This is a genomic window from Cnuibacter physcomitrellae (genome assembly GCF_014640535.1).
GTDB classification, from domain to species: domain Bacteria; phylum Actinomycetota; class Actinomycetes; order Actinomycetales; family Microbacteriaceae; genus Cnuibacter; species Cnuibacter physcomitrellae.
On record NZ_BMHD01000001.1, the window covers coordinates 2,543,683 to 2,570,281 of the forward strand.

The following is a 26,599-nucleotide window of genomic DNA, read 5'->3' on the forward strand; positions in this document are numbered from 1 at the left end:
CCTGAGAACGGTTATCAAAATCGCCGTCCAGCGGATGCGGAGGCGTGCGGATGAGGCCGGAGCGCGAGGCGGGTCTGGGTCTGCGCCGCTCCGGCTTCCCGCTTGAGGAGCCGGAGAAGACCGTCGAGCGCGGCGGTGTCCGCAACGCGAACACGAAGGAGGTAATCGTACGGCCCTGTCACGTGCACCGCGTCGAGGATCGGCGGGGCACCGACCGCCCACGCCAAGAACTCCTCGGAGTCGCGGCCGGGCTCGAGTCGGACGTCGACGAACGCCTCGAGGCCGCTCACCTCGTCCGGGGCGTCGGAACCGAGGATCGCCCGGTAACCCGTGATGACTCCGCTGCTCTCCAGGCGCCTGACCCTGGCGGCGACGGCGTTGGTGCTGAGCCCGACCTCACGACCGAGCGCACTGAACGATGCGCGTCCGTCGACCCGCAGGATGCTGATGATCTGCTCGTCGATGGCGTCCACATGGTGAATCCTCTCATCGAACTGCACGATCGCACTGCGACCTCCGCTGCCGTTCGCGACACTCGGACGTCATGGACCCTCACGAGGCGCTCGGCGCCGGCATCGTCGCGGGCCTCGCCCTCGCGCTCCCTTTGGGGGCGATCGGGATCCTGCTCCTCCAGGAGGGCGCGTCCCGGGGCCTGGTCGGCGGGGTTCCGGCCGCGTTGGCGGTCGCCGTGGTCGACGTCCTCTACTGCGCGGCCGCCGTGTCGGTGGGTGCGGCCGCTGCACCCCTGATCGCCTCGTGGTCGCCCTGGCCCGGGGTGATCGGCGGTGTCGCCCTTCTCGCGATCGCCACCCGGGGCTTCGTCCGCGCTGCCAGGCCCGGAGCGATCGATGTCGGGGCCGACATGCGGCGCCCGCGCTCCCGCCACCGCTTCCTGCTCTTCTTCGGTCTCACCGCTCTCAACCCGGCGACCCTGCTGTACTTCACGGCCCTCGTCGCAGGGCAGGGCGCCGCACCGTCCCCGGCCGGCGGCGTGCTCTTCGTCGCGGGCGTCGGCCTGGCCTCGGCGACGTGGCAGCTCGTCCTCGTCCTGACGGGAGCGCTCGTGGGTCGGCGGGCGGGCCCACGTCTCGCCCGCGTGACCCCCCTGGCCGGCAACGCCGCGGTCGCCACCCTGGGTGTCGTCATGCTCGCCGGTGCCTGGTCCGCCTCCGGAAGCTGAGGCCCGCACCCAGACCCGCGACGATGAGGAGGACGGCCGCCGCTCCCAGCCCCCTCGGATCCAGACCCGTGGCCGCAAGACCGTCTCGGCCGGTCTGCGCGACGGTTCCGATGGCGCCACCGGAAGCCGACGGCGAGGGGGTCGGGTCGGGAGTAGTCACCGCCCTGAAGCCCGCGTAGACCTGCCACACCAGGACGATCGGCGGCGTCGGCACAGTCACCAGGCCATCTGTCCGAGCGGTGAAGGCGTATCCCGATCCGTCCGGTGCCACCGACACATCACCTGCACCACGCCCTGATAGCCGCCCGGGATCGGAGACGTCGACGCTCTCTCCGCTCACCACACCCGTCGACGGGTCCCAGCTGTAGATCTCCGGGTCACCCGTCCCCCTCGGCGAGGTCGTCAGGTCGACCGCGCGTGAATCGAAGACGACGTAGGTGCCATCGGAGGAGATCCCGGAGCTGCCGACGTCGGCCCGGGAGGACGTGGTCGCCGACGCGGCCGTGTGCGTGATGAGGATCGATGTCCTGGTGGGCGATCCCGGTGCAGCGCCGGAGACGTGATAGAGCTGCGTGAACGCGGGGTCGAGGGTGAGGCCGGGCGCGAGGTTCGCCGCCGACGTCGAGACGAGGGCTGTGCCGTCGTCGAGCACGGCGCTCACGAGGGCGTCCTTGTCGGCCGAGGCAGAACCGTCCGGCGAGGTGGAGATCATGACGGTGGTGCCGCTGTCGAGGTACCGGGCGTAGGACTGCAGCCGTGAACCGTTGGCCGGGGAGGCGCTGAGCTGATCGAAGGAGGTGAATGCCACGATCCGCCCGTCGGGCGAGAGGAGCCCTTCCTCCGTGCCCATCGTCCCTCCTACCGTCCCGGTGGGGTCCACGCTCGCCATCTGGACCGTGCCGGATCGCCAGACGTAGACCTGTCCGACCCCCTTGCCGGTCACGGACGTCAGCTCGCCCGCGGTATCGAAGGAGACGGTGTCGCCGGCGTCGTCGATGTCGACGTTCCTCACCTGCTTCGACGACGGTGCTCCCATGGCGTCATGGCTCAGGAGGATCGTCTGCCCGGTCGACCTGTCGTGCAGGTACGCCTGGGAGACACCGGGTGTGAGCCCCGGGATGATGTCGGCGCCGGCTGAGGTGAAGGCGACCTTCTGACCGTCGGCCGAGATGGCCACCGATTGTGCGTCGCCCACCGCCGGCTTGCCTCCCGTGCCGACGGTGATGAGTTCGAGCCGTCCGCTCTCGCGATCACGTACGTAGACCTGAGCGTCACCGTTGGACGGTGCATCGAGGTCGCTCGCGCTGGAGATGAACGCGATCGACTGCATGCCGGAGCTCGCCGATGACCGGTCCGAGTCCGCATCGCCGTATCCGCCCGCGACGTCGTGGCTGACGAGCTCGATCGGCGGCTTCACGATCGCTGCCGACGCCGCGCCCGCTCCCACAACCGCCGCGCTCACCGCCACGCTCGCCGCCATCGCGAGACAGTGACGCATCCTCATCTTCTGCATCCGGCGATGCTAGCCGCACCCTCATTCCCGTGCAAGCCCGCGCCCCCTGCCCGCCCACGCCGACCGCGGCGCCTCACGCACTGAGGAAGCGGCGGCGTGACGTCGCTTCCTCAGCAGACCCGCGGCGCAACCCGAGCAGCGCAACAGATCGCGGCAGGACGCCGCAGGGGCGGCGGCGTCCTAATCAAGCAGCAGCGCGGGTTCCTCGAGGATGGAGGCGACGTCGGCGACGAAACGGCTCGCGACGTCGCCGTCGACGACGCGGTGGTCGAAGCTCGCGCCCACCGTCGTCACGTAGCGGGGTCGCACCTCGCCGTCGACGACCCAGGGCCGCTGCTTGATGGTGCCGAGGGCGATGATCCCCACCTCGCCGGGGTTGAGGATGGGGGTGCCGGTGTCCATCCCGAACACACCGATGTTGGTGATCGTGATGGTCCCGTTGGCCTGGTCGGCGGGGGTGGTGCGGCCCTCGCGCGCGGTCTGGGTGAGCTGCTGCAGCGACTCGGCGAGGAGCCGCAGCGACATGTCGTGGGCGTCCTTGATGTTGGGCACGATCAGTCCGCGGGGGGTGGCCGCGGCGATGCCGAGGTTCACGTAGTTGCGGACGATGATCTCCTGGTCGGTCCACGCGGAGTTCACCATCGGGTTGCGGCGCACCGCCCAGATGACGGCCTTGGCCATCATGAGCAGCGGGGAGACCTTGATGCCGGCGAAGTCGGGCGAGGTCTTGAGCCGCTGCACGTACTCCATGGTCCGGGTGGCGTCGACGTCGACGAAGAGGCTGACGTGGGGCGCCTGGAACGCGCTGGTCGTCATGGCCTGGGCGATCTGCTTGCGCACGCCCTTCACGGGGATGCGCTCCTCGCGCACGGGCGCCCACTGCGGCGTCTCGATGTTCTGGAACACCTTCGCCTGGTCGGCGTGGAGGATGACGTCCTCCCGGGTGACCTCGCCGCCGGGCCCGGTGGGGGAGACCTCCTCGAGGGCGACCCCGAGGTCTTTCGCGAGCTTGCGGATGGGGGGCTTGGCGAGCACGGGCATGCCCGGGACCGGGTGGTGACGGCCCGGTCGCGCACGGGGCCCGCCCTCCTCCTCGCCGATGGCGCGGATGGTCGCCTTGCCGCGTCCGGCGCGACGGCTGGTGATGCTGCCGTGGTTGCCGTATCCGACGAGGACCGAGCCGCCGCCGACCTCGTCCTCGGGCGTGACGACGGGCGCCTCCTCGCCATCGACCGCGTCGACCGTGATGAGGGCGGTGCCCACGTCGACGGTGGTTCCCTCGTCGACGAGGATGCCCGAGACGACGCCCGCGTAGGGGGAGGGCAGCTCGACGAGCGACTTGGCGGTCTCGATCTCGACGATGACCTGGTTGATCTCGACGGGGTCGCCTGGCGCGACCTTCCAGGAGACGATCTCGGCCTCGGTGAGGCCCTCGCCGACGTCCGGGAGGTGGAACTGGGTGCTGCTCATGCGGATCCTCGTGATCAGTAGGCCATGGCCCGGTCGACCGCCTCGAGCACGCGGTCGGCGTCGGGGAGGTGGAGCTTCTCGAGCTTCGCGGGCGGGAACGGGATGTCGAAGCCGGAGACGCGGAGCACCGGCGACTTCAGCGAGTAGAAGGCCCGTTCGGTGACGGTGGCGGCGATCTCAGAGCCGAGGGACACGAATCCGGACGCCTCCTGGGCCACGACGAGCCGCCCGGTCTTGGTGACCGACTCGACGATCGGGCCGTAGTCGACGGGGCTGAGCGACCGCAGGTCGATGACCTCGGCGCTGATGCCCTCCTCCTGGGCGACCTCGGCGGCCTGCATGAGCACGCTGACCATGGCCCCGTGGGCGACGAGCGTGACGTCGGTGCCCTGGCGGACGACCCGGCTCGCGTGGAGCGGGGTGGTGCTGCCTCCGAAGTCGACGGCGCCCTTGGGCCAATAGCGGCTCTTGGGCTCGAAGAACATCACGGGGTCGTCACTGCGGATCGCCTCCTGGATCATCCAGTACGCGTCGTGCGGGGTGGACGGGCTGACCAGCCGCAGGCCCGCGGTGTGGGCGAAGTACGCCTCCGGGCTCTCCTGGTGGTGCTCGACGGCGCCGATGTGGCCGCCGTAGGGCACCCGGATCACGACGGGCAGCGAGAAGGCGCCCTGCGCCCGGTTGGTGAGCTTGGCCAGCTGCGTGGTGATCTGGTCGAAGGCGGGGAAGATGAACCCGTCGAACTGGATCTCGCACACCGGTCGGTATCCGCGCATCGCCAGCCCGATGGCGGTGCCGACGATGCCCGACTCGGCGAGCGGCGTGTCGAACACGCGCTTCGCGCCGAACTCCGCCTGCAGCCCCTCGGTCACCCGGAAGACGCCACCGAGCGTGCCGATGTCCTCTCCCATGAGGAGGACCTTGTCGTCGTCGGCGAGCGCCTGGCGGAGGCCGGCGTTGAGGGCCTTCACCATGGGCAGCTCCTCCACCGCGGCGCGCGTCGGCGCGGCGGGGGCGGTCGCCTGATCCTGGATGGTCACTGCACTCCTTCTGCGTACGAGGCCTCGTAGCGCTCCAGCCAGAGCTTCTGCTCCGTCATGACCGGATGCGGTTCTGCGTACACGTGGTCGAACATGGTCGCGGGGTCGGGCGACCCCGCGGTGAGGATGCGGCGGCGCATCCGGTCGGCGAACTCCTCCGCCTCGGCGACGACGTCGGTGAAGAAGGCGTCGCCCTCGCCGAGCAGGCGGAGGTGCTTCTCGAAGCGCACGATCGGGTCGCGGGCGACCCAGTACGCGTACTCCTCGGGATCGCGGTACTTCGTCGGGTCGTCGGAGGACGTGTGAGCGCCGAGGCGGTAGGTGAGCGCCTCGATGAACCGGGGCCCGCGCGCCTCGCGCGCGTCGTCGAGGAAGGACCGGGTGACCGCGTAGCTCGCCAGCGGATCGTTGCCGTCGATGCGCACCCCGGGGATGCCGAACCCGGTCGGCCGCAGCGCGAGGGGGACGGGGGACTGCACCCGCACGGGCACGGAGATGGCCCACTGGTTGTTCTGCACGAAGAAGACGGTGGGCGCCTGGGAGCTCGCGGCGAAGACGAGCGCCTCGCTCACGTCGCCCTGCGAGGTGGCGCCGTCGCCGAAGTAGCAGAGCACGGCGGCGTCGCGCTCGAGGTCGCCGGTGCCGACCACGCCGTCGAGCTGGAGTCCCTGCGCATAGCCCACGGCGTGCAGCGAGTGCGCGCCGATGACCAGCGTGTACCCGTGGACGTTGCCGTTCGCAGGGTCGGTGGGATCCCATCCACCGTGCGTCTCGCCGCGCAGCAGGCGGAGGACCTCGTAGAGGTCGACGCCGCGCACGAGTGCGACGACGTGCTCGCGGTAGGCCGGGAAGATGTGGTCCTGCGCGCGGGCCGCCATCGCGGAGCCCACCTGCGCGGCCTCCTGGCCGTGGGAGGGGATCCACAGCGCGAGCTGGCCCTGTCGCTGCAGGTTCGAGGCCTCGGCGTCGAAGTGCCGGGCGAGCTGCATCGAGCGGTACATCGACCGGAGGTCGTCGTCGGTCAGCTCGGCGAGCCGATCCGCGAACTCCTCGGCGGCGTCGGTGGGTCGCAGTTCACCCTCGAGGGAGAGGAACTGGACGGTCGGCGTCGTGTCGGACAACGGCGGTACCTCCTGACAACGTCGGATCTACCGTACCGGCAGCCGCAGGCCCTTCCCTTGGAGAGTCTGCACAATCTCTTCCGCTGCAGCCAGGACGTGCTCCACAGCCTCGTCCTCTCCGATGGTCACCCGGACGCCGTCCGGCATGTACGCCCGGACGATCACCCCGTGCTGCGAGAACACCTCGGCGGCACGCTCGCTGTGCTCGCCCGTGGCGAGCCAGACGAAGTTGCCGTGCGGCTTCGGCACGTCCCACCCCTGGTCGACGAGAGCCGCCCACACGCGGTCTCGGCGAGCGGCGATGTGGGCGACGCGCTCGTGCAGCTCGTCGACCCGGTCGAGGGAGGCGACAGCGGCCTGCTGGGCCGCATCCGTCACGCTCAGGGGGATGATCGTGGTGCGCGCGGCGGCGAGGATCGAGGCCGGGCCCACCCCGTAGCCGATGCGGAGGCCGGCCAGGCCGTAGGCCTTGGAGAACGTGCGCAGCACGACGAGGTTCGGATGGCGCAGCGCCAGGGTGCGCCCGTTCACGGCGGCGACGTCGGTGACGAACTCGGCGTACGCCTCGTCGAGGATCACGAGCACGTCGTCGGGCACCTTCGCGAGGAACTCGTCGAACTCGGCCTGGGTGACGATCGTGCCGGTCGGGTTGTTCGGGCTGCAGACGATCACGAGGCGGGTGCGGTCGGTGATCGCCGCGGCCATCGCGTCGAGGTCGTGGCGCTCGTCCGGGGTGTTGGGCACCTTGATCGCCGTGGCCCCCGGGAGCACCGCCATCCACGGGTACGCCTCGAACGAGCGCCAGGAGAACACGATCTCGTCGCCGGGGCCGGCGGCCGCCAGGGTGAACTGCACGAGGAGCGCCACCGAGCCCGCGCCGATGATGACCTCGTCCTCGGCCACACCCCAGGTGGCGGCGACGCGGGCGGTCAACTCCGGTGCGGCGGCGTTCGGGTAGCGGTGCAGCGACCGGGTCGCGCGGTCGACCGCCTCGAGCACGCCCGGCAGCGGATCGAAGGGGTTCTCGTTCGACGAGAGCTTGTAGCCGCCCTCCGCCGCCTTGCCCTGCTTGTAGGCCGGAAGGGCGAGGATCTCGGGGCGCAGCTTCACCATCCCGTCATCCTACGACCGGGGCCGGAGGGAGCAGGAGGCGCGACCCTGGCCTCCGGCCGTCGGCTCTGGGATAGTGAGGCCATGCGCAGATTCCTCGTGTCGCTCGTGGCCAACGCGATCGCCCTCTGGCTGACGACACTGATCGTGAGCGGAGGCATCCATCTCGATTCCTACGACTCCGGTGTCCTGCCGTCGATCCTGACCCTCCTGCTGGTCGCCTTGATCTTCGGAGTCGTCAACGGCATCCTCGGCTCGATCATCCGGGTCGTCGCCTTCCCGCTGTACATCCTCACGCTCGGCCTCCTCGCGCTCATCGTGAACGGACTGCTGCTCATGCTCGTGAGCTGGCTGTCGACGACGATCTTCGGCTTCGGCCTCGTGGTCGACGGGTTCTGGTGGGCGGTGCTCGGGGCCCTCGTGATGGCGATCCTGTCCGCCATCATCGGCGCGATCCTGCGGCCGCTCGCCCGGAGCCGCCGCGACCGCTGATCCGCGAGGCTCGACCGAAGGAGCGCCTCGGCCGCCACCGGGCGCGCCACCGCAGGACGGGATGGGAGAATGAAGGCCATGGCCGATCCGTTCCGCATCTGCATGGTGTGCACCGGGAACATCTGCCGGTCCCCGATCGCCGAGGTGGTCCTCCGCCGCATGGCCGAGGATGCCGGTCTCGGCGACGCGATCCGCGTCACGTCCGCCGGCACGGGTGAGTGGCACGTCGGCGAGCAGGCCGACCCGCGCACCCTCGCGGCGCTCGAGGACGCCGGCTACGACGGCCGCACGCACCGGGCGCGGCAGTTCGACCCGAGCTGGTTCGACGACCTCGACCTCGTCGTCGCCCTCGACCGCAGCCACGAGCGGATCCTGCGCTCCTGGGCCCGATCCGACGAGGACCGCTCCAAGATCCGCCTGCTGCTCTCCTTCGATCCGGAGGCGCGCGGCGCGTCCGACGTCGCGGACCCCTACTACGGCGATGCGGCGATGTTCGATGCGGTGCTCGCCGAGATCGAGCGCGCCGATCGAGCCCTGTTCCACCAGATCGCGCCCGCCATGCGGGCGACGCACCACGACGAAAGGCCGACGGTCAGCCCCTCATGACCCTCCCCCCTCAGCCCATCAGCCCGCTCGACGGCCGCTACCGTCCCGCCGTCCAGGCGCTCGGCGACCACCTGTCCGAGGCGGGCCTCAACCGCGCTCGCGTCCTGGTCGAGATCGACTGGCTGATCTACCTCACCGACCACGGCATGTTCGGCACCACCCCGCTGACCCAGGAGCAGCAGCGGTCGCTGCGCTCCCTCGTGGACGGCTTCGACCAGGCGTCGATCGACGAGCTCGCCTCCCTCGAGGCGACCACCCGCCACGACGTGAAGGCCGTCGAGTACTTCATCCGCCGGCGTCTGGACGAGCTGGGCCTGACCTCGATCGCCGAGCTCACCCACTTCGCCTGCACGAGCGAGGACATCAACAACCTCTCCTACGCGCTCACGATCCGCTCGGCCGTCTCCTCGGTGTGGCTCCCCGCGTTCGACGCGGTGATCGCCGAGCTCACCCGCCAGGCCGAGCTCTACCGGGATGCGCCCATGCTGGCGCACACCCACGGCCAGCCGGCGACCCCGACCACCATGGGCAAGGAGCTCGCGGTGTTCGTCCACCGCCTGCAGCGGGTCCGGGCCCAGATCGTCGCGACGGAGTACCTCGGCAAGTTCAGCGGCGCGACCGCGACGTTCGCCGCCCACCTCGCCGCCGACCCGGATGCGGACTGGCAGGCGATCTCGAACGAGTTCGTCACCTCGCTCGGGCTCACGTGGAACCCGCTGACGACGCAGATCGAGTCGCACGACTGGCAGGCGGAGCTGTACGCGCGGATCAGCCACGCCAACCGCATCCTGCACAACCTCTGCACCGACGTGTGGACGTACATCTCGATGGGCTACTTCACCCAGATCCCGGTCGAGGGCGCGACGGGCTCGTCGACGATGCCCCACAAGGTGAACCCCATCCGCTTCGAGAACGCGGAGGCGAACCTCGAGCTCTCCAGCGCGCTCCTGGACTCCCTCGCCTCGACGCTCGTGACCTCGCGGCTCCAGCGCGACCTCACCGACTCGTCCGCACAGCGGAACATCGGTGTCGCGCTCGGCCACTCGGTGCTCGCGCTCGACAACATCCGCGGCGGCCTCGGACAGATCTCCCTCAACACGGCGGCGCTCGAGGCCGACCTCGACTCCAACTGGGAGGTGCTCGGCGAGGCCATCCAGACCGTGGTCCGCGCCGAGGTCACCGAGGGCCGATCGTCGATCGCCGACCCCTACGCCCTGTTGAAGGAGCTGACCCGCGGCCGTCGCGTCGGCGCCGCGGAGATGGCGGAGTTCATCCGGGGCCTCGACATCGGCGACGCCGCCAAGGAGCGGCTGCTCGCGCTCACCCCCGCGCGCTACGTCGGGCTCGCCTCGCAGCTCGTCGACCACCTCGCCGACTGACGCGCCTCCTGGTCAGTGTCCGGTGGGGCGCTGGGAGTCGTCGTCGTCGATCTCGTGCCGTTCGGTCTCGTTCGGCTTGAAGGTCAGCGCGAACATCGCGATCACGACGAGGGTGACGATGAAGGCGACACCCGCGAAGATGCCCGCGAGGGAGAGCTCGCGGGTCGACATCAACACCACGAGCCCGACGAAGGCGGCCATCACGGCCGAGAGGACCAGCAGTTCGACCGGGCGCAGCCGGTCGCGTCTCGAGGGTGCGTTCACGATGTCTTCCGGGTTCGGGTGGTGGAGATCTGGTGCCCGCCCCAGCGCAGCGAGAAGCCCGCGATGACGAGGAAGAGGCCGACGATGATCGCGTAGGCGCCGACGATGCCGATGGCCAGCACGGGATCGCCCGGGGGGAGGAGCAGCGTCACGACCGCGAGCACGACCGTCGCGCCGCCCACGACCATCCAGTCGCGGTGAGCGGCGTGCTTGGATCGCAACCCGGTGTAGAGCTCGAGGAACCCGCCGATCGCGGCGTTCATGCCGACGACGAAGACGAACGCCTCCAGGCCCGCACCCCCGCCGACGCCCGCGAAGACGAGGGCGAGCACACCCAGCACCACTCCCACCACGGACTGGATGAGGAAGAGCAGTCGAGCGGACCGGTCGCGTGGCTCGGTGAGCGTCCGCAGCGTGAGCACGCCGACGAGCACGCTCGCGACGAGGGAGAGCAGGCCGTAGCTGACCAGGCCCATCACGGGGGAGTGGTCGGACACGAACGTGATGACGAGTCCGGTGACGAGATAGGGGATGGCTCGCGCCAGCGGCACGCCCCAGTAGGGCGATCTCTCGGCGGCGCTCGTCGCGTCGTTCACTACGGCATCCTTCTTCGTTCCGACCGTTCGAGTGTAGTCGGCGCTGCCTGGACGCCCACCCGGGCGGGGCGCCGGGCGACGGGTGAGGTCTACCATGGCTCCCATGGCCGACAGCGCGCGAGACGCGACCGCACTCGCGGCGACGCACGGCATCCCCGAGCCGACCACCCTCGGTACCCAGCTGCGCGAGATCCTCACGCTGGCGCACGCCTTCGAGCGGCGACTCGGGTCGCATCTCTCGGTGAACCCCACCGATCTCGCGGCGATGGAGCACCTCATCGAGGAGGGGCCCCTCACCCCGAGCGACCTGGCCACACGCCTCGGCATCTCGACGGCCGCGTCGACCCTCGTCGTCGACCGGCTCGTCTCGCTCGGGCACGTGTCGCGCAGCCCGCATCCGCACGACCGTCGGAAGATCGTCGTCGTGCCCTCGCCCGACTCGATCGCCAGGGCGATGAGCGAACTCGTCCCCGTCATCTCGAGCGTGAACGACGTCGTCGCCTCGCTCGACCCGGAGGAGCGCGAGACGATCGAGCGCTTCCTCGGTCGGGTGGCGGATGTCTACCGCTCGGCGGTCGACGCCCCCTGACGTCGGCGGACCGAGGCCGTCGCGAGCGCGCCCCCGATCAGCCCGGCGAGGCCGATGGCGCCCAGTTCGTAGAAGACGAAGGAGTCGGTGCCGGTGTTCGGCAGCGTGCCTCCAGCGGACGAGCCATCTGCACCCGCGGGCGAGTCGACGGAGAACGCGCCGCTGTAGACCCTTCCGCTGGTGAGGCCCTGGAGTTCGACCACATAGTTCCCTCGGCCATCGGGCGGAGCGGTCACGGTGACGACCAGGGCACCGGTCGGCGAGGCCGACCCGGTCGTGGCGGTGGTCTCGCTCACGGGCGCCTCGACGACGCTGGCGGTGACCAGCAGCCCCAGTGCGGCCTGCTGCGCGGCGTATCCGTTGACGGCGACCCGCACCGGTTCACCCGCGAGGAATGAGTCGGCGGACGCACTGACGGTGACCACCCCACCGGGTGAGACGCTGGCCGGACTGATCGAGACCTGGCCGTCCGGCACGTACGCCGACGCCGCTGAGCCCGCGGCGAGGAAGGTCGCCGCGACCGCGACGCCGATGAGAGCGGATACGAAGATTCTGCCCACCATGATGACCCCCGACGGTGTGATGAGATTTCCTCGCACACTACCGAGTGATCCTCAGGTCTGTCAATGAATGGATCTCACGGCCGGTACGGTTCGAAGAACGACGTGATCTCCGTCACGTACGACTCCGGCACCTCGAACGGCGCGAAGTGGCCGCCGCGTTCCGGTCTCGTCACCCGGGCGACCTCCGCCATCCGCTGCAGCCACTCGTCCGGCGGCGTGGCGATGTCTCCGGGGTAGAGGGAGAAGCCCGACGGCACCTCCACGCGCCGCATCAGCTGCTCCGCGGGGATGGCGGCGTTCGCCTGATACATGCGGAGCGAGGACGCGATGGTCCCGGTGTGCCAGTAGATCGAGACCGCCGTGAGCAGCTCGTCGCGCGAGTACACGTCCTCCAGCGCACCGCCGGGGCCGAGGTCGCTCCAGGCGTGCAGCTTCTCCAGGATCCAGGCGGCCACCCCCGCGGGAGAGTCCGTCAGGCCGACGGCGGCCGTGTCGGGCTTGGTGCGCTGCATGGCCGCGTACGCGCCCTCGGCGGCACTCCACTCGCTCGCCCGCGCCATCCACACCCGCTCGGGGTCGGACAGCGTCGACGGATCCAGCGTGGCCGGCGGGAGTCCCGCATCCGTCCTGTGCACTGCGGCGACCCTCTCAGGATGATCAAGGGCGAGGTAGCGGGCGACGTGGCTGCCGATGTCGCCCCCGGCGACGAGGAACCGGTCGTAGCCCAGCGTGGTCATGAGCTCGGCCCACAGCGCGGCGACGGCCCGAGAGTCGAGCACGCGATCCCGGGGTGCCTCGGAGTACCCGAAGCCGGGCATGTCGGGCACGATCACGTCGTAGCCCGCCTCCGTCAGCGGGCCGATGACCTTCGTGTAGCGCCAGAACGAGTCGGGCCAGCCGTGACAGAGCAGCAGGGGAGTGCCGTGCCGTCCGTCCCCGTTCCCCGCGCTCAGGGCGTGCACGACATGGATGCGCAGACCGCCGACCTCGACGAGGTGCCTCGGCAGCCGGTTGAGCGCATCCTCCTGGGCACGCCAGTCGAAGCCGTCGGCCCAGTACGCGCAGAGGTCGCGCAGCCACACGACGTCGATGCCGCGCGTCCACCCGGATCCCTCGATCACGTCGGGCCACCGCGTCCACCGCAACCGCGCCCTGAGCTCCTCGAGCTCGTCGTCGCCCACCCGTGGCGCGAACTCCACCGCCTTCGTCATGCCCTCACGCTACGCCCGGGCCCGGCTCCGTCGCGTCCTGTCGCGGCTCTGTCGCGCCGGTGCGTGGGCTGCTACTGTGCGGGGACACCGTGAGCGAGGACGAGGAGGTGGTACCCGTGAAGCAGACGACAGGGGTGCTCCCCTCGGAGGTCACGGTCGGGCGATAGGTCGTCCGGGAGCACCGCACATCCAGCGCTCCCGAAGGGCACGACCATGACCTTGCAGATCCTCTCCGAACGCCGACTCGACGGCGATCTCCTCGAACGCTCCCTCCTCGTGGGCGACGTCCCGGGCATCCTGTGGATGCCTCCCCTCGATCCCTCGGGGTCCGCCCCGCTGATCCTCCTCGGTCATCCCGGCGGTCTCGACGCCCAGCATCCTCGACTGATCGCGCGCGCCCGGCGCAGCGCGCAGGACGGGTTCGCGAGCGCGGCCCTCGAGCTGCCCGGCAGTGGCTCTCGGCCGCGGCTGTCGGCGCTAGAGGAAGCGCGGGCGGAGCTTCGGACGGCTCTCGGGGCGCGCGAGCCGGTGGCCGACGCCACGGTGGACCGGCTCGTCCTGCCGCTCGTCGACGCCGCCGTGCCCGAGTGCCGTGCGGCGCTCGACGCGTTGTCCGCGCTCCCGGGGCTCGGCGGCCCCGTCGGGTACTCGGGCGGGATCATCTCGCTCGGCGTCCGGCTCGCCCTCGCTGATCCTCGGATCGCCGCGGCCGTGCTCTTCGCCGGCAGCTGGATCCCGCGGGTCATCCTCGAGGAGGCCCGCGCCATGCGCATCCCGATCCACATGCTGCTGCAGTGGGACGACGTCGACAATCCTCGCCAGGCCGCGCTCGACCTCTTCGACGCGTTCGGCTCGCCGGAGAAGTCGCTCGCGGCGAACCTGGGCGGCCACACGGGCGTCCCCGCGTACGCGGGCGACGAGGCCGCGAGGTTCCTCGCCCGCCACCTCGGCGTCGCCTCTTCCCGCGCGGCATAGGTGCGAGTGCACCCGGAAACCGCGGATGCGCCGCGCGTGCAACCGTTCTTTCCGGGTGCACTCGGACTTCAGGGTTCGCGCCGACGCGCCGCCATCATGCGCGGCGCGATCACGAACAGCGAGATCGTGCCGACTACAGCCCGCAGCGCGGCGAACAGCAGCACCCACCACCCCACGCCGTTCCCGTCGAGCAGCAGCCACACCCCGATGACCACCAGCCCCGCGTCGGCCACGTAGGGCACGCGCAGCCAGAACAGCAGCCTCCGCGTCGCGACGTCCCGCTCGTCACTCACACTCTGACGCTACTCTTGCGGCGCGAACGCACCCGGCAACCGTGGATGCGCGGCGTATGCAACCGCTCTTTCCGGGTGCACTCGGACAGACGCTAGATCGCGGGCATGTCGGCGAAGCGAGAGAAGTGGCCGTGGAAGCCGACGGTGATGGTGTCGGTGGGGCCGTTGCGGTGCTTCGCGACGATGAAGTCGGCCTCGCCGGCGCGGGGGTTGTCCTTGTCGTAGGCGCCCTCACGGTGGAGGAGGATCACCATGTCGGCGTCCTGCTCGAGCGATCCGGACTCGCGGAGGTCGCTGATCGCGGGCTTCTTGTCGGCGCGCTGCTCGGGACCACGGTTCAGCTGCGAGAGGGCGATGACCGGCACCTGGAGCTCCTTCGCCATGAGCTTGAGGGCACGCGAGAACTCGCTGACCTCCTGCTGACGGCTCTCGACGCGCTTGCCCGAGGTCATCAGCTGGAGGTAGTCGATGACGACGAGCTTGAGGCCCACCTTCTGCTTGAGCCGACGGCACTTGGCCCGGATCTCGACGAGCGACATGTTGGGGCTGTCGTCGATGTAGAGCGGAGCGTCGTTGATGCGGCCGCGCGTCGAGGCGATCGTCGTCCAGTCCCGCGAGTCGACCTTGCCCTTGCGCATGCTCTGCAGGGGGACCGACGCCTCGGCCGACAGCAGACGCATCGCGATCTCGCTGCGACCCATCTCGAGGGAGAAGAAGATGGCGGGCATGTCGTTCTTGATGGCGGCGGCACGCGCGAAGTCGAGAGCGAGCGTCGACTTTCCGAGGGCCGGTCGCGCGGCCACGATGATCATCTGGCCGGGGTGGAAGCCGTTGGTGAGGTTGTCGAGGTCGGCGAAGCCCGTGGGCACGCCGGTCATCTGACCGTCCTTGCCGGCGGCGGCCTCGATCTCGTCCATCGCCGCGGTGACGGCGTTGGAGAGCGGCACGTAGTCCTCGGTCTCGACACCGCCGTTGACGTTGTAGATCTCGGCCTGCGCGTTGTTGACGAGGTCGATGACCTCGCCCTCGCTCGCGTATCCCATCTGCACGATGCGCGTGCCGGCCTCGACGAGGCGTCGGAGCACGGCCTTCTCGGCGACAATCGAGGCGTAGAAGCCCGCGTTGGCGGCCGTGGGAACGAGGCTGGTGAGCGTGTGGAGGTACTCGGCGCCGCCCGCTCGGGTGAGCTCGCCCGTCTTGGTCAGCTCGTCGGTGACGGCGATGACGTCGGTGGGCTCACCGTGCGAGTACAGGTTGAGCACGGCCTCGAAGATGACCTCGTGCTTCGGGATGTAGAAGTCGACCGAGCGGACCGTCTCCACGACGTCGGCCACGGCATCCTTGCTCAGCAGCATGCCGCCGAGAGCGCTCTGCTCGGCGAGGAGGTCGTGCGGAGGGACGCGGTCGGTCGCGGGACCACGGGAATCGTTGCCCTGACGGGACTCGAGACCGAGGTGAGCGATCGACACGGGCACTCCTTCTGTGGTCGCCTGACCGGTGTGGTGACATGACGCAGTATCGCGCCCACGACCGACATCCGACGGGTTCCCCCTGGGCGCGCCTCACCCTACGGAACGTCGTCCCTCGGCTTCAACACGGCCTGTGGACAGAAGTGTGGAGGACGTGGGCAAAACGCCGGGCGGGTTGTGCACAAGCTGTGGGAACGACTGTGGAAAGATGACGCAGCCACTGAACGATATCCGCTCTGACCAGGGATTCCATCCATCCCAACCCTGTGCACATCGAAAAGGTTCGACTGGTAGTGGAGACTTCTGTGAAGTGTCGTCACCTGTGGATGGATCTGGGGAAAACAAAGGTGGCAAGAGCCGTTTCGGCTCTTGCCACCTGGCAGCGGGAGCTGCTACTTTGCTGCGACCACCTGGAGGGTGATCGAGGCGGAGATGTCGTCGCGGAGACGCACCGTGGCCTCGTGGGTGCCGACCGACTTGATGGCGGTCGGGATCTCGATCTTGCGACGGTCGAGGTCGCCGATGCCGGCCGCCGACACCGCGTCCGCGATGTCGGAGGTCTTCACCGAGCCGAAGAGACGACCCTCCTTGCCGGCCTTGACGGTCAGCTTGACGGTGGTGTCCTCCAGCTTGGCCTTGAGCGACTGCGCCTCCTCGAGGGTGGCGAGCTCACGAGCGGCGCGGGCCGACTTGATCTGCTCGACCTGCTTCTCGCCACCGCGGCTCCACGCCACGGCGAAGCCCTGAGGGATGAGGTAGTTGCGGGCGTAGCCGTTCTTGACGTCGACGACGTCACCGGCGGAGCCGAGCCCGGTCACCTCGTGGGTGAGGATGAGTTTCGACATGCGTGCGCTCCTTAGTTGCGGCCAGAGCCTGCGTAGGGCAGGAGCGCCATCTCGCGCGCGTTCTTGACGGCGCGGGCGATGAGGCGCTGCTCCTGCACGGAGACACCGGTGATGCGGCGAGCACGGATCTTGCCGCGCTCGGAGATGAACTTGCGAAGAGTGGCGACGTCCTTGTAGTCGATGACGCCGACACGGATCGACTTCGCGGGCGCTGCGTTCTTCGCGCCCTTGCCGCGGAGCGGCTTGCGGCGATCGCCGCTCGACTTTCCAGCCATGAGAAGTGTCCTGTTCTGAGGAAGAAGTGTTTAGAAGGGGGTGTCGTCGGCGTAGCCGCCGCCACCGCCGGGGTTGCTCCAGGGGTCGCTCGACGAGGTCGCGGGGGCGGATGCCGCCCACGGCTCGCTCGACTGGCTCACCTGACCGCGGCCGCCACCGCCACCGCCGCCACCCGAGGTGCGGGTGACCTGAGCGGTCGCGTAGCGCAGCGAGGGGCCGATCTCGTCCACCTCGAGCTCGATCGAGGTGCGCTTCTCGCCCTCTTTCGTCTCGTAGGAGCGCTGACGCAGACGACCGGTCGCGATGACTCGGCTTCCCTTGGTCAGCGACCCGGCGACGTGCTCGGCGAACTCGCGCCACACGCTGGCACGGAGGAAGAGCGCCTCTCCGTCCTTCCAGTCGTTGGACTGGCGGTCGAAGGTGCGCGGCGTCGACGCGATGGTGAAGTTCGCGACAGCGAGCCCGTTCTGCGTGTAGCGCAGCTCGGGGTCGGCCGTGAGGTTGCCCACCACGGTGATGACGGTCTCACCTGCCATGACGGACTACTTGCTCGCCGCCGCCGCACGGGGAGCCGACTTCGGGCCGGCCGCCTTGCGGGCGGCCTTCTCCTCGGCCAGCTTCTGGGCTGCCGCGACCTGGGCGAAGCCCTCCTCGGCACGCAGCACCTTGGTGCGCATGACGGCCTCGGAGAGGTTCAGCTGGCGGTCGAGCTCCTTGGTCGACTCCGACGTCGCGGTGAGGTTCACCACGGCGTAGATGCCCTCGGACTTCTTGTTGATCTCGTAGGCGAGACGGCGGCGACCCCAGATGTCGACGTTGTCCACGGTGCCACCGTCGTTGCGGATGACGTTGAGGAACTTGTCGAGGCTCGGGGCCACGGTGCGCTCATCGATCTCGGGGTCGAGGATCACCATGAGTTCGTACTGATGCGTCACAAACCCACCTCCTTCGGACTAGAACGGTCACAGACGGTCTGTGACAGGAGGGTGTATCTGCATCTGTCCGCGTCCGCGTGGCGATCGCCACTGGGCGCAGGACAACCTGTACATGCTAGCAGAGCCGCGGATCCCCGACCAGGGAGGGACGGGATCCGCGTCTACTCTGGTGGGGTGAGCATCCGCGTCGCCCTCGTCTCGATGCACACGTCCCCCCTCGACGTGCCGGGGGAGGGGGACGCCGGCGGCATGAACGTCTACCTCGCCGGCCTCGCGGATGCGCTCACCGCTCGCGGAGCGGACGTCGAGCTGCTCACTCGACGGACGTCCGCCGACCAGCCCCGCGGCGACCTCCACACCACTCCGGGCGGGGCCCCTGTGCGTCACCTCCCCGCAGGGCCTCCGGCGCCGGTGCCGAAGTCCGAGCTCCCCGCCCTCACCGCCGAGTTCGGCGCCGCCCTGGGCGCGCTGCCGCGCTTCGACCTGATGCACTCGCACTACTGGCTGAGCGCGGCCGCCGCCCTGCCCGTGGCGGAGGCCCAGGGCATCCCGCACATCACGAGCCTCCACACCGTGGCCACGGTGAAGAACGCGCTCCTCGCGCCGGGGGACCGGCCCGAGCCGCAGACCCGCATCGACGCGGAGCACGAGGCCGTGCGCCGGTCGGCCTTCACGATCGCCGCGAGCCGCTTCGAGGCGGCGGCCGTCGTGCGCGACTACGGCGCATCCGAGTCCTGCGTCGACGTGGTCGAACCCGGCGTCGACAGCCATCTCTTCCATCCGGTCGACCCCGCACCGGTCGGCGGCCCCCTGCTCCTCCTGGCTCGACTGCAGCCGCTCAAGGGGGCCGACCTCGCGATCGAGGCCCTCGCCCGCATCCCCGCCCCGGCGCGACCCCGCCTCGTGATCGCGGGCGGTGTGAGCCCCGGACACGAGGAGTACGGCAGGATCCTGCGCGCCCGCATCGCCGCGCTCGGCCTCGATCCGTGGGTCGAGCTGCTGCCGGCCCGCCGACGGGCCGACGCGGCGGAGCTGCTCAGACGCTCAGCGGCCCTCCTCGTGCCCTCGTTCTCCGAGACCTACGGCATCGTCGCGCTCGAGGCCGCCGCCAGCGGCGTCCCCGTGATCGCCTCGGGTGCGGGCGGCCTGTCCGAGTCGGTGATCGACGGGGTGACCGGGCTCCTCGTGCCCGAGCGCGATCCGGAGGCCTGGGCGGCCGCCATGCTGCGGATGACGCGTGACGACCTCGAGCGCATCCCGCTGCGACGCGGCGCCCTGGCTCACGCCGCCTCGCGCACCTGGGATCGCGCGGCGGAGCAGATGCTCAACGACTACGACCGTGTGGTCTCGCTCCGGACGGCGTGCGCATGACCGACCTGCTGACCGCACTCGGCGATCGCGTCCTGTTCGCCCACGCGCATCCGGACGACGAGACCATCTCCACGGGCGGCACGATCGCCGCCCTCCTCGCCCGAGGTGCGGCGGTGCTCGTCGTCACGGGCACGCGGGGCGAGCGCGGCGAGGTCGTGCCCGGCCCGCTCCACGCCTTCGAGGGCACTCCGGCCCTCGCACCCCACCGCGAGCGCGAGCTCGCCGCCGCCCTCACCGCGCTCGGCCGCCCGCAGCACGCCTGGCTGGGCGAGGAGCGCGACCGGAGGTACGTCGACTCGGGCATGGCCTGGGGGCCGGACGGCTTCGCGGTCGCGGCTGAGGACGCGCCGGGCGACGCGCTGAGCCTCGCCCCCCTCGACGAGGTCGTCGCCGACCTGACCGCTCTCGCGACCGCCTTCGAGCCCACGTCGATCGTCAGCTACGACGTGCGGGGCGGATACGGGCACCCCGATCACGTGCGGATGCGCGAGGCCGCGGGCGCCGTCGCCGAGCGTCTCCGCCTGCCGCTCGTCGAGATCGTGGAGCCCCGGGTCGACGACGGCCCGGGCGAGAGCGCGCTCGACCTGCTGACCCTCGGCTCGCTCGCAGCGAAGCGGGCCGCGATGACCGCCCACGCCTCGCAGCTGACCCTCGACGGCGACGACTTCGTACTCAGCGGCGGTCAGCGTCACCCGGTCGGCGTCGTCGAGCGGTACCGCAGCGCTCGGTAAGCTCGTTGCGTTTGTGCAACGACGTGGGAAGAGGTCCGATGAGCGTCAAGGTCGCGATCGCGGGTGTCGGCAACTGCGCCAACTCGCTGGTGCAGGGTGTCACCTACTACCGGGACGCTCCCGACGACGAGGTGGTGCCGGGCCTCATGCACGTGCGCTTCGGACCCCACCACGTCGGCGATCTGGAGTTCGTGGCCGCGTTCGACGTGGATGCGGCGAAGGTCGGCGTCGACCTCGCGGAGGCCATCTGGGCGAGCGAGAACAACACGCTGAGGTTCGCCGACGTCGCCGAGACCGGCGTGCTGGTGCAGCGCGGCCCCACCCTCGACGGGCTGGGCGAGTACTACGTCGACATGATCGAGGAGTCCGACGCCCAGCCGGCCGACGTCGCGGAGGCGCTGCGCGCATCCGGAGCGGACGTGCTCGTCAGCTACCTGCCCGTCGGCTCGGAGGAGGCGACCCGCTTCTACGCGCAGGCGGCCCTGGATGCGGGTGTCGCGTTCGTCAACGCCATCCCGGTCTTCATCGCCAGCGATCCGGAGTGGGCGGCGAAGTTCGTCGCGGCGGGCCTGCCGATCGTGGGCGACGACATCAAGAGCCAGGTCGGCGCGACCATCACCCACCGGGTGCTCGCCCGCCTGCTCGAGAGCCGGGGCATCCAGATCGACCACACCTACCAGCTGAACGTCGGCGGCAACATGGACTTCAAGAACATGCTCGAGCGTCGCCGCCTGTCGAGCAAGAAGATCTCGAAGACCCAGGCCGTCACGAGCAACATCGACATCGACCTGCCCGCGCACGACGTGCACATCGGGCCGAGCGATCACGTGCCGTGGCTCGACGACCGCAAGTTCGCGTTCGTCCGGCTGGAGGGTCACGGCTTCGGCGGGGCCCCGATGAGCCTGGAGTACAAGCTCGAGGTGTGGGACTCGCCGAACTCCGCCGGCGTCATCATCGACGCCGTGCGTGCGGCGAAGATCGCGAAGGACGCCGGCCTCGGCGGTCCACTCGAGGCGGCCAGCGCCTACTTCATGAAGAGCCCCGCCCGGCAGATGCCCGACGATGAGGCCCGTGCCGCCTTGGAGGACTTCATCGCCGCCCACCTCTCCTGACCCCCCACGTTTCGCCATGCTCGTGACCTTTCGCCACGCTCATGCGCATGGCGAAAGGTCACCAGGGTGGCGATCCGGGGTGGGGTCATGAGAGTGCGGCCGTGCTCAGGCGCGGGAGGCCCACCAGGCGCGGAGGCGCTGCTCCGCCTCCTCGCGGGGGAGAGGGCCCTCGTCGAGGCGGACCTCGAGCAGGTACGCGTACGCCTGACCCACCTCGCGGCCGGGGCCGATGTCGAGGATGCGCATGATGTCGTTGCCGTCGAGGTCCGGCCGCACGGCGGCGAGCTCCTCCTCCTCGGCGAGCACGCGGATGCGCTCCTCCAGGTCGTCGTACGCGAACTGCAGCCGGTCGGCCTTGCGCCGGTTCCGGGTCGTCACGTCGGCTCGGGTGAGGATGTGCAGACGCTCGAGCTGGTCGCCGGCGTCGCGCACGTACCGACGCACCGCGGAGTCGGTCCAGGCGCCGTCGGTGTATCCGAAGAAGCGGAGGTGCAGCTCGATGAGCCGCGACACCGCCGCGATCGTGTCGTTGTCGAACCGCAGCGCACGCAGCCGCTTGCGCGCCATCTTCGCGCCGATCACGTCGTGGTGGTGGAAGCTGACCTGTCCGCCGGGCTCGTTGCGCTTCGTCGCCGGCTTGCCGATGTCGTGGAGCAGCGCGGCGAGGCGCAGCACCAGATCGGGCGGGGATCCCGGGTGCCGGCTCCGCTCGAGGTCGATGGCCTGGTCGAGCACTGTGAGGCTGTGCTGGTAGACGTCCTTGTGGTGGTGGTGCTCGTCGATCTCGAGCTGCAGCGCGGGGATCTCGGGGATGATCAGGTCGGCCAGGCCGCTCTCGACCAGCAGCTCGACGCCGCGCCGGGGCGCATCCGTCTTCAGGAGCTTCGAGAGCTCCTCCTTGATCCGCTCGACCGAGATGATCTCGATGGTGTCGCGCAGCTCCGAGATGGCCACCGCGGTGTCGACGTCGACCCGGAAACCGAGCTGCGCGCTGAACCGGATCGCGCGGAGCATCCGCAGCGGATCGTCGCCGAACGAGCGCTCGGGAGCGCCGGGGGTGCGCAGGACGCCGGCGATCAGGTCGTCCATGCCGCCGGAGGGATCGACGAGCTTGAGCTCGGGCAGCCGGAGCGCCATCGCGTTCACCGTGAAGTCGCGACGGGTGAGGTCGTCCTCGAGCGTGTCGCCGAACTCGACCTCCGGCTTGCGGGTCCGGCCGTCGTAGACGTCGCTGCGGTAGGTGGTGATCTCGACGCTCTCGCCGTCGATGCGAGCGGCGATCGTGCCGAAGGCCCGTCCGACGTCCCACTGCGCCTGCGAGATCGGGGTGACGATCCGCAGGATGTCGTCGGGTCGCGCGTCGGTCGTGAAGTCGAGATCGGTGATCGGCCGGCCCAGGAAGGCGTCGCGCACCGGCCCGCCGACGAGAGCGAGCTCGTAGCCGGCCTCGGCGAAGGCGGCCGCGAGGGTCGCGACCGGCCCTTCGGAGGCCAGTCGCGAGAGGAACTCGAGCGACTGCTGGACCGACTGCACCGGGACAGTGTAGCCGCGACGGCCCTCCCAGCTCTCGCCTCCCGGGTCTCCCGGCGGGGTCGTCCTACACTTGTCACGGATGCGCGGCGAGCGCCGGTGTCCCCAGCCCCCATGCACGAAGCGCGCCGATCCCCTCGAGTCGCGCCCGCGATCGCAGCTGCAGCGCTCGTCGCCGGCGCGGTCTTCGCGACCCCGGGCGCCGCGTTCGCCGACTCGACCCCCACGCCGACGCCCACCCCCACCGCGTCGCCCGGCCCGCTGAACGACGGGACGGTGTCGGTCCAGATGTCGCCCTCGGCCAACGGCGTCGTCACCCCCGGCGCGGCCTACTCCGTGCAGGTCCAGGTGACGAACGGCACGGCGTCCACGCTCGCTCCCGGCGCGGTCGAGGTGGAGCTCGACCGGACCCGCCTCGCCGACGATGCCGCCCTGTCCTCGTGGCTCGCCCCCGCGGACGGCGTCACGGCGACGACCGTGCCGGTGGGCTCGGCGTCGATGCCCTCCGTGCCCTCCGGCGCGACCCACTCCGTCTCCGTCACCATCGACCCGGGGGCGTTCGGTCTCACCGAGTGGGGTGCGTACGGCGTGTCGGCCGAGGTGACCGTCGCGGGCGACGTGGAGGCGACCAGTCGATCGGCGGTGGTCTGGAACCAGGGCGGGGCCCCGACGGCCGATCCCGTCGCCCTCGTCGCACCGATCACCGTGCCGGTCACCACATCCGCACTCCTCAGCAGCGACGAGTTGAAGGCCTACACGGCGCCCGACGGGGTGCTCACGGCCCAGCTCGACGCCTACGCCGATCGTCCGGTCGCGCTGGCGATCGATCCCCGCATCATCGCGTCGATCCGGGTCCTCGGCACCCGTGCGCCCGAGTCGGCGTCGGCCTGGCTCGCCCGGTTGGCGGACGTCTCGAACGACACCTTCGCCCTCCAGTACGGCGATGCGGACCTGTCGGCGCAGGCGCAGGCCGGCCTCCCCTCCGCCCTCACGCCGACCTCCTTCAGCTGGGCCCTGGATGCGTCGGACTTCGCCTCCGGGACCGTTCCCACGACGGATCAGCTCCTGGCCTGGAACTGGACCAGCACGGGCGTGGCGTGGCCCCGGGACGGCACGGTCGTCGCGGACGACTTCGGCTTCTACCTCGCCTCGGGTCTCGAGACACCGCTGATCGGCTCGAGCCAGCTCACCGACTCCTCCGGGGGCGAGTTTCCCGGATCCTCGGCGCTGATCGGAGACAGCCCGGTCCTCGTCTCGGACCGCGCCGCCTCGGTCGCCGCGCGGGGGAGCGTGAGCGACACCGACGAGATCACCAGGGGCCAGTCGATCGCGGAGCTCTCCGCCGCCCTCGCCGTCGACGCTCAGCGCTCCGCGTCGACGGGCGACCGGGGGACCCTCATCGTGCTCGATCGCGACAGCACGCCGCCGGCGTCGACCGACCGCCTCTTCTCGGCGCTCGAGTCCGTGCCGTGGGCGGGCACCACCGACTTCAGCGACCTCGTCGACTCCGTCCGCAGCACCACGGCGTCGGCGACCCTGGTCGACTCCGCCGAGCCCGCCGAACGCGTCGACCAGGTGCGTTCCGTGCTCGGCACGATCCCCCGGCTCGACACGTTCTCCAGCGTCCTCGACGACCCGCAGCTGATCCAGGGCCGATCGCGCGCCGTCGCGCTCAGCACCCTCGCGAACGCCTGGGCCGATCGGCCCGCCGCGTTCGCGACCGCGACCTCCGACGTCGTGAACGCCACCGCCAAGACCCTCGAGTCGGTGCAGATCGTCGACGGATCGAGCATCACCATGGTGAGCAACCAGTCCGAGCTGCCGATCACGCTGGCCAACGATCTGCCCTATCCCGTGAGCGTGGTGCTCCATGCGGTGCCGTCGAATGGCCGGCTGGTGGTCGGGCAGACCGACACCCCCGTGACCCTGGAGGCGAGCTCGCGGAAGAGCGTGAAGATCCCGCTCGAGGCCCAGGTCGCGAACGGGCAGGTCCTGCTGCGGCTCCAGCTGCTGGCTCCCGACGGGACCGTGCTGTCGTCGCCGCCCGCGCGGCAGGTGACGGTGAGCGCCGACTGGGAGACCGTCGGCACCGCGGTGGCCGGCGGCCTGGTCGTCGTGCTGTTCGGCATCGGCATCACCCGCGAGATCATCAAGCGCCGCAGGCGCCACGCGGCGCAGAGCGCCGAGGACGAAGCGGCGCAGAGCACCGCCCACGAGGAGGTCGCCGAGTGAGCCCGTCCAGCATCGGACGCTCGAGCGTGCTCCTCGCGTCGGGCACCTTCGTCTCCCGGATCATGGGCTTCGTCCGCTCGATCGTGCTCGCAGCGACGATCGGCGCGGTCAACAGCGCGAGCGCCGACGCGTTCGCCGTCGCGAACCAGCTGCCCAACAACATCTACGCGATCATCGCCGGAGGAACGCTCTCTGCGGTGCTCGTGCCTCAGATCGTCCGGGCGATGCTGCATTCGGATGGGGGCAGCGCCTACATCAACAAGCTGCTCACCATCGCGATGGTGATCCTGGGCGCCACGACCCTCGTCGCCACGCTGGCCGCACCGGCGCTGGTCTGGATCTCGACGACGACATGGACCGGCGACCAGCGGGCCCTGGCGGTCGTCTTCGCCTACTGGTGCCTGCCGCAGATCTTCTTCTACGGCCTCTATACAGTGCTCGGAGAGGTCCTGAACGCCAAGAACGCGTTCGGTCCGTTCACCTGGGCGCCGGTGCTCAACAACGTCGTCTCGATCCTCGGGCTCGTGGCGTTCATGGTGCTCTTCGGCGCCGACAGCGAGGGCGTCCGCGCGGTGACCGACTGGTCGCCGAGCATGGTGGTCCTGCTCGGCGGGTCCACCACGGTCGCGGTCGCCGCCCAGGCGCTCATCCTCTTCGTGGCGTGGCGACGGGTCGGCGTGCGCTACCGCCCCGACTTCCGCTGGCGCGGCGTCGGCCTGGGCAGCGCCGGTCAGCTCGCCGGCTGGACGTTCGCGATGCTCCTGGTCACCCAGGCCGCCGGTCTCTTGGAGACGAACATCGCCGCGATCGCCTCGGGCCAGGGCGCGTCCGTCGCCGCCGTGAGCTATGCCTGGCTGATCTTCATGCTCCCGCACTCGCTCGTGACGGTCTCGATCGCCACGACGTTCTTCACCCGGATGAGCACCCACGCCAGCAAGGGCGACATGGGGTCCTTCCGGGTCGACGTGTCCACCCTGCTGCGCACCACCGCGGCGTTCATGGTGCTCGCCAACGTGGTGCTCGCCGTGGTCGCCTATCCGTTCGCGAGCCTGTTCAGCGACACCGCCGCCGACGCCGTCGCGATGGGCAACGTGCTGATCGCGTTCCTGGTCGGGCTCATCCCGTTCACCGTGCTGTTCATCCTGCAGCGGGTGTACTACGCGCTCAGCGACACCCGGACCCCGTTCTTCCTCCAGGTGCTGCAGGCGTCGATCTTCGCCGTCCTCGCCCTGCTGTCGGGGCTGCTCCCCGTGCAGTGGATCGCCATCGGCCTGGCGCTGTCGCTGTCGGCGGCGACCGGGGTCCAGACCCTCGTCGCGGCCCTGCTCGTGCGGCGCAAGCTCGGCGGAGCGGGGGGCCGCACCGTCCTCGTCAGCTTCGCCCGCTTCGTCGGCGCGGCCGTGCCCGCCGGCATCGTCGGGCTGCTCGTGATGTGGGCGCTGCAGCAGCTCTTCGGGACGGACTTCATCACGGGCGGATACCTGACCCCGATCCTCACCATGCTGATCGTCGGCGTCGTGATGCTCGCCGTCTACGCCGGCGCCCTCCTCCTGCTCCGCTCGCCCGAGGTGCACGAGGCCCGCGCACTTGTGATGTCGCGCATCCGGCGCCGTCGTCCCGACCCCTCCTGAAGGCGCGCCGAGCGTCCGCCGACGGCGGAATAGCGCGAGATTAGGATGTGTTCTACTGCACGAGG

28 protein-coding genes are annotated in these 26,599 nt (G+C 70.3%); 11 read left to right on the forward strand and 17 right to left on the reverse strand.

Annotation, left to right across the window (positions count from 1 at the left end):
- Positions 1–14 precede the first annotated feature (14 nt).
- On the reverse strand, positions 15–473 hold the full coding sequence (locus tag IEX69_RS11960; RefSeq protein ID WP_085021191.1) for an Lrp/AsnC family transcriptional regulator: 459 nt from the start codon (positions 471–473) through the stop codon (positions 15–17).
- A gap of 71 nt (positions 474–544) precedes the next feature.
- Between IEX69_RS11960 and IEX69_RS11965 the strand changes: the two genes are divergently transcribed.
- Positions 545–1,180: a LysE family transporter gene (locus IEX69_RS11965; protein WP_085021192.1), complete on the forward strand. Its 636-nt coding sequence runs from the start codon at positions 545–547 to the stop codon at positions 1,178–1,180.
- Here the strand turns inward: IEX69_RS11965 and IEX69_RS11970 are convergent.
- From IEX69_RS11970 to IEX69_RS11990, 5 genes are all read right to left on the reverse strand, one after another.
- The gene (locus IEX69_RS11970; RefSeq protein ID WP_157127370.1) at positions 1,143–2,693 is read right to left on the reverse strand and encodes a TolB-like translocation protein; all 1,551 of its coding nucleotides are present in this window, start codon (positions 2,691–2,693) and stop codon (positions 1,143–1,145) included. The genes IEX69_RS11965 and IEX69_RS11970 overlap by 38 nt on opposite strands.
- Before the next feature lie 180 nt (positions 2,694–2,873).
- Positions 2,874–4,163, reverse strand: a complete 1,290-nt coding sequence (locus IEX69_RS11975) for a dihydrolipoamide acetyltransferase family protein (RefSeq protein ID WP_085021194.1) — start codon at positions 4,161–4,163, stop codon at positions 2,874–2,876.
- Positions 4,164–4,177: 14 nt separating this feature from the next.
- On the reverse strand, positions 4,178–5,137 hold the full coding sequence (locus IEX69_RS11980; RefSeq protein ID WP_085021636.1) for an alpha-ketoacid dehydrogenase subunit beta: 960 nt from the start codon (positions 5,135–5,137) through the stop codon (positions 4,178–4,180).
- A gap of 62 nt (positions 5,138–5,199) precedes the next feature.
- On the reverse strand, positions 5,200–6,324 hold the full coding sequence (locus IEX69_RS11985) for a thiamine pyrophosphate-dependent dehydrogenase E1 component subunit alpha (protein ID WP_085021195.1): 1,125 nt from the start codon (positions 6,322–6,324) through the stop codon (positions 5,200–5,202).
- A gap of 27 nt (positions 6,325–6,351) precedes the next feature.
- The gene (locus tag IEX69_RS11990) at positions 6,352–7,437 is read right to left on the reverse strand and encodes a histidinol-phosphate transaminase (protein WP_085021196.1); all 1,086 of its coding nucleotides are present in this window, start codon (positions 7,435–7,437) and stop codon (positions 6,352–6,354) included.
- An 81-nt stretch (positions 7,438–7,518) separates the two neighbouring features.
- Here IEX69_RS11990 and IEX69_RS11995 point away from each other — a divergent pair, with 81 nt between their 5' ends.
- The 3 genes from IEX69_RS11995 (at position 7,519) to purB (ending at position 9,911) form a co-directional block, all read left to right on the forward strand.
- On the forward strand, positions 7,519–7,926 hold the full coding sequence (locus IEX69_RS11995; protein ID WP_085021197.1) for a phage holin family protein: 408 nt from the start codon (positions 7,519–7,521) through the stop codon (positions 7,924–7,926).
- Positions 7,927–7,995: 69 nt separating this feature from the next.
- Complete coding sequence (locus tag IEX69_RS12000) at positions 7,996–8,532, forward strand: low molecular weight protein-tyrosine-phosphatase (RefSeq protein ID WP_085021198.1); 537 nt, start codon at positions 7,996–7,998, stop codon at positions 8,530–8,532.
- Complete coding sequence (gene purB / locus IEX69_RS12005) at positions 8,529–9,911, forward strand: adenylosuccinate lyase (protein WP_085021199.1); 1,383 nt, start codon at positions 8,529–8,531, stop codon at positions 9,909–9,911. Before IEX69_RS12000 ends, purB begins: the two co-directional genes overlap by 4 nt.
- A gap of 12 nt (positions 9,912–9,923) precedes the next feature.
- On the opposite strand, the gene IEX69_RS12010 is transcribed toward purB, so the two are convergent.
- Both IEX69_RS12010 and IEX69_RS12015 read right to left on the reverse strand, forming a co-directional pair.
- Positions 9,924–10,175 carry a hypothetical protein gene (locus tag IEX69_RS12010; protein ID WP_085021200.1) on the reverse strand — a complete coding sequence of 84 codons (252 nt, stop codon included), beginning with the start codon at positions 10,173–10,175 and terminating at the stop codon, positions 9,924–9,926.
- Positions 10,172–10,771, reverse strand: a complete 600-nt coding sequence (locus IEX69_RS12015; protein ID WP_085021201.1) for a hypothetical protein — start codon at positions 10,769–10,771, stop codon at positions 10,172–10,174. Before IEX69_RS12015 ends, IEX69_RS12010 begins: the two co-directional genes overlap by 4 nt.
- Positions 10,772–10,874: 103 nt before the next feature.
- On the opposite strand from IEX69_RS12015, the gene IEX69_RS12020 reads away from it, so the two are divergent.
- Complete coding sequence (locus IEX69_RS12020; protein ID WP_085021202.1) at positions 10,875–11,360, forward strand: MarR family winged helix-turn-helix transcriptional regulator; 486 nt, start codon at positions 10,875–10,877, stop codon at positions 11,358–11,360.
- Here the strand turns inward: IEX69_RS12020 and IEX69_RS12025 are convergent.
- Both IEX69_RS12025 and IEX69_RS12030 read right to left on the reverse strand, forming a co-directional pair.
- Positions 11,333–11,923: a hypothetical protein gene (locus IEX69_RS12025; RefSeq protein ID WP_085021203.1), complete on the reverse strand. Its 591-nt coding sequence runs from the start codon at positions 11,921–11,923 to the stop codon at positions 11,333–11,335. The two genes, IEX69_RS12020 and IEX69_RS12025, sit on opposite strands and share 28 nt — an antisense overlap.
- A gap of 74 nt (positions 11,924–11,997) precedes the next feature.
- Complete coding sequence (locus IEX69_RS12030; RefSeq protein WP_085021204.1) at positions 11,998–13,134, reverse strand: epoxide hydrolase family protein; 1,137 nt, start codon at positions 13,132–13,134, stop codon at positions 11,998–12,000.
- Between the two features lie 213 nt (positions 13,135–13,347).
- On the opposite strand from IEX69_RS12030, the gene IEX69_RS12035 reads away from it, so the two are divergent.
- Positions 13,348–14,109, forward strand: a complete 762-nt coding sequence (locus IEX69_RS12035) for a dienelactone hydrolase family protein (protein ID WP_308420496.1) — start codon at positions 13,348–13,350, stop codon at positions 14,107–14,109.
- A gap of 68 nt (positions 14,110–14,177) precedes the next feature.
- Here the strand turns inward: IEX69_RS12035 and IEX69_RS12040 are convergent, their stop codons facing one another.
- The 6 genes from IEX69_RS12040 to rpsF form a co-directional block, all read right to left on the reverse strand.
- Positions 14,178–14,402, reverse strand: coding sequence for a hypothetical protein (locus tag IEX69_RS12040; RefSeq protein WP_085021205.1), 225 nt, complete (start codon positions 14,400–14,402; stop codon positions 14,178–14,180).
- A 92-nt stretch (positions 14,403–14,494) separates the two neighbouring features.
- Positions 14,495–15,871, reverse strand: coding sequence for a replicative DNA helicase (gene dnaB, locus IEX69_RS12045; protein WP_085021206.1), 1,377 nt, complete (start codon positions 15,869–15,871; stop codon positions 14,495–14,497).
- 392 nt (positions 15,872–16,263) lie between these two features.
- On the reverse strand, positions 16,264–16,716 hold the full coding sequence (gene rplI, locus IEX69_RS12050) for a 50S ribosomal protein L9 (protein ID WP_085021207.1): 453 nt from the start codon (positions 16,714–16,716) through the stop codon (positions 16,264–16,266).
- Between the two features lie 11 nt (positions 16,717–16,727).
- Entirely contained in the window at positions 16,728–16,991 is a 264-nt protein-coding gene (gene rpsR / locus IEX69_RS12055) for a 30S ribosomal protein S18 (protein ID WP_085021208.1), read from the reverse strand.
- 30 nt (positions 16,992–17,021) lie between these two features.
- Positions 17,022–17,528, reverse strand: coding sequence for a single-stranded DNA-binding protein (locus IEX69_RS12060; RefSeq protein WP_085021209.1), 507 nt, complete (start codon positions 17,526–17,528; stop codon positions 17,022–17,024).
- Between the two features lie 6 nt (positions 17,529–17,534).
- Positions 17,535–17,906: a 30S ribosomal protein S6 gene (rpsF, locus tag IEX69_RS12065; protein ID WP_373284490.1), complete on the reverse strand. Its 372-nt coding sequence runs from the start codon at positions 17,904–17,906 to the stop codon at positions 17,535–17,537.
- 195 nt (positions 17,907–18,101) lie between these two features.
- Here rpsF and IEX69_RS12070 point away from each other — a divergent pair, with 195 nt between their 5' ends.
- The 3 genes from IEX69_RS12070 to IEX69_RS12080 are packed head-to-tail and all read left to right on the forward strand — an operon-like array spanning position 18,102 to position 21,141.
- Positions 18,102–19,298 (forward strand): glycosyltransferase, encoded by a 1,197-nt coding sequence (locus IEX69_RS12070; protein ID WP_174604561.1) that lies wholly within the window; start codon positions 18,102–18,104, stop codon positions 19,296–19,298.
- Entirely contained in the window at positions 19,295–20,029 is a 735-nt protein-coding gene (locus IEX69_RS12075; RefSeq protein ID WP_085021212.1) for a PIG-L family deacetylase, read from the forward strand. The genes IEX69_RS12070 and IEX69_RS12075 overlap by 4 nt, the downstream gene beginning before the upstream one ends.
- 38 nt (positions 20,030–20,067) lie before the next feature.
- Entirely contained in the window at positions 20,068–21,141 is a 1,074-nt protein-coding gene (locus tag IEX69_RS12080) for an inositol-3-phosphate synthase (RefSeq protein ID WP_085021213.1), read from the forward strand.
- 105 nt (positions 21,142–21,246) lie between these two features.
- Here IEX69_RS12080 and IEX69_RS12085 read toward each other — a convergent pair whose 3' ends face one another.
- A complete protein-coding gene (locus IEX69_RS12085) occupies positions 21,247–22,674 on the reverse strand; it encodes a CCA tRNA nucleotidyltransferase (RefSeq protein ID WP_085021214.1) in 1,428 nt (475 codons plus the stop codon).
- A gap of 111 nt (positions 22,675–22,785) precedes the next feature.
- Here IEX69_RS12085 and IEX69_RS12090 point away from each other — a divergent pair, with 111 nt between their 5' ends.
- Together IEX69_RS12090 and murJ are read left to right on the forward strand one after the other, a co-directional pair.
- Positions 22,786–24,903 carry a DUF6049 family protein gene (locus IEX69_RS12090; RefSeq protein WP_085021215.1) on the forward strand — a complete coding sequence of 706 codons (2,118 nt, stop codon included), beginning with the start codon at positions 22,786–22,788 and terminating at the stop codon, positions 24,901–24,903.
- Positions 24,900–26,534, forward strand: coding sequence for a murein biosynthesis integral membrane protein MurJ (murJ, locus tag IEX69_RS12095; RefSeq protein WP_229756329.1), 1,635 nt, complete (start codon positions 24,900–24,902; stop codon positions 26,532–26,534). Before IEX69_RS12090 ends, murJ begins: the two co-directional genes overlap by 4 nt.
- Positions 26,535–26,599 lie beyond the last annotated feature (65 nt).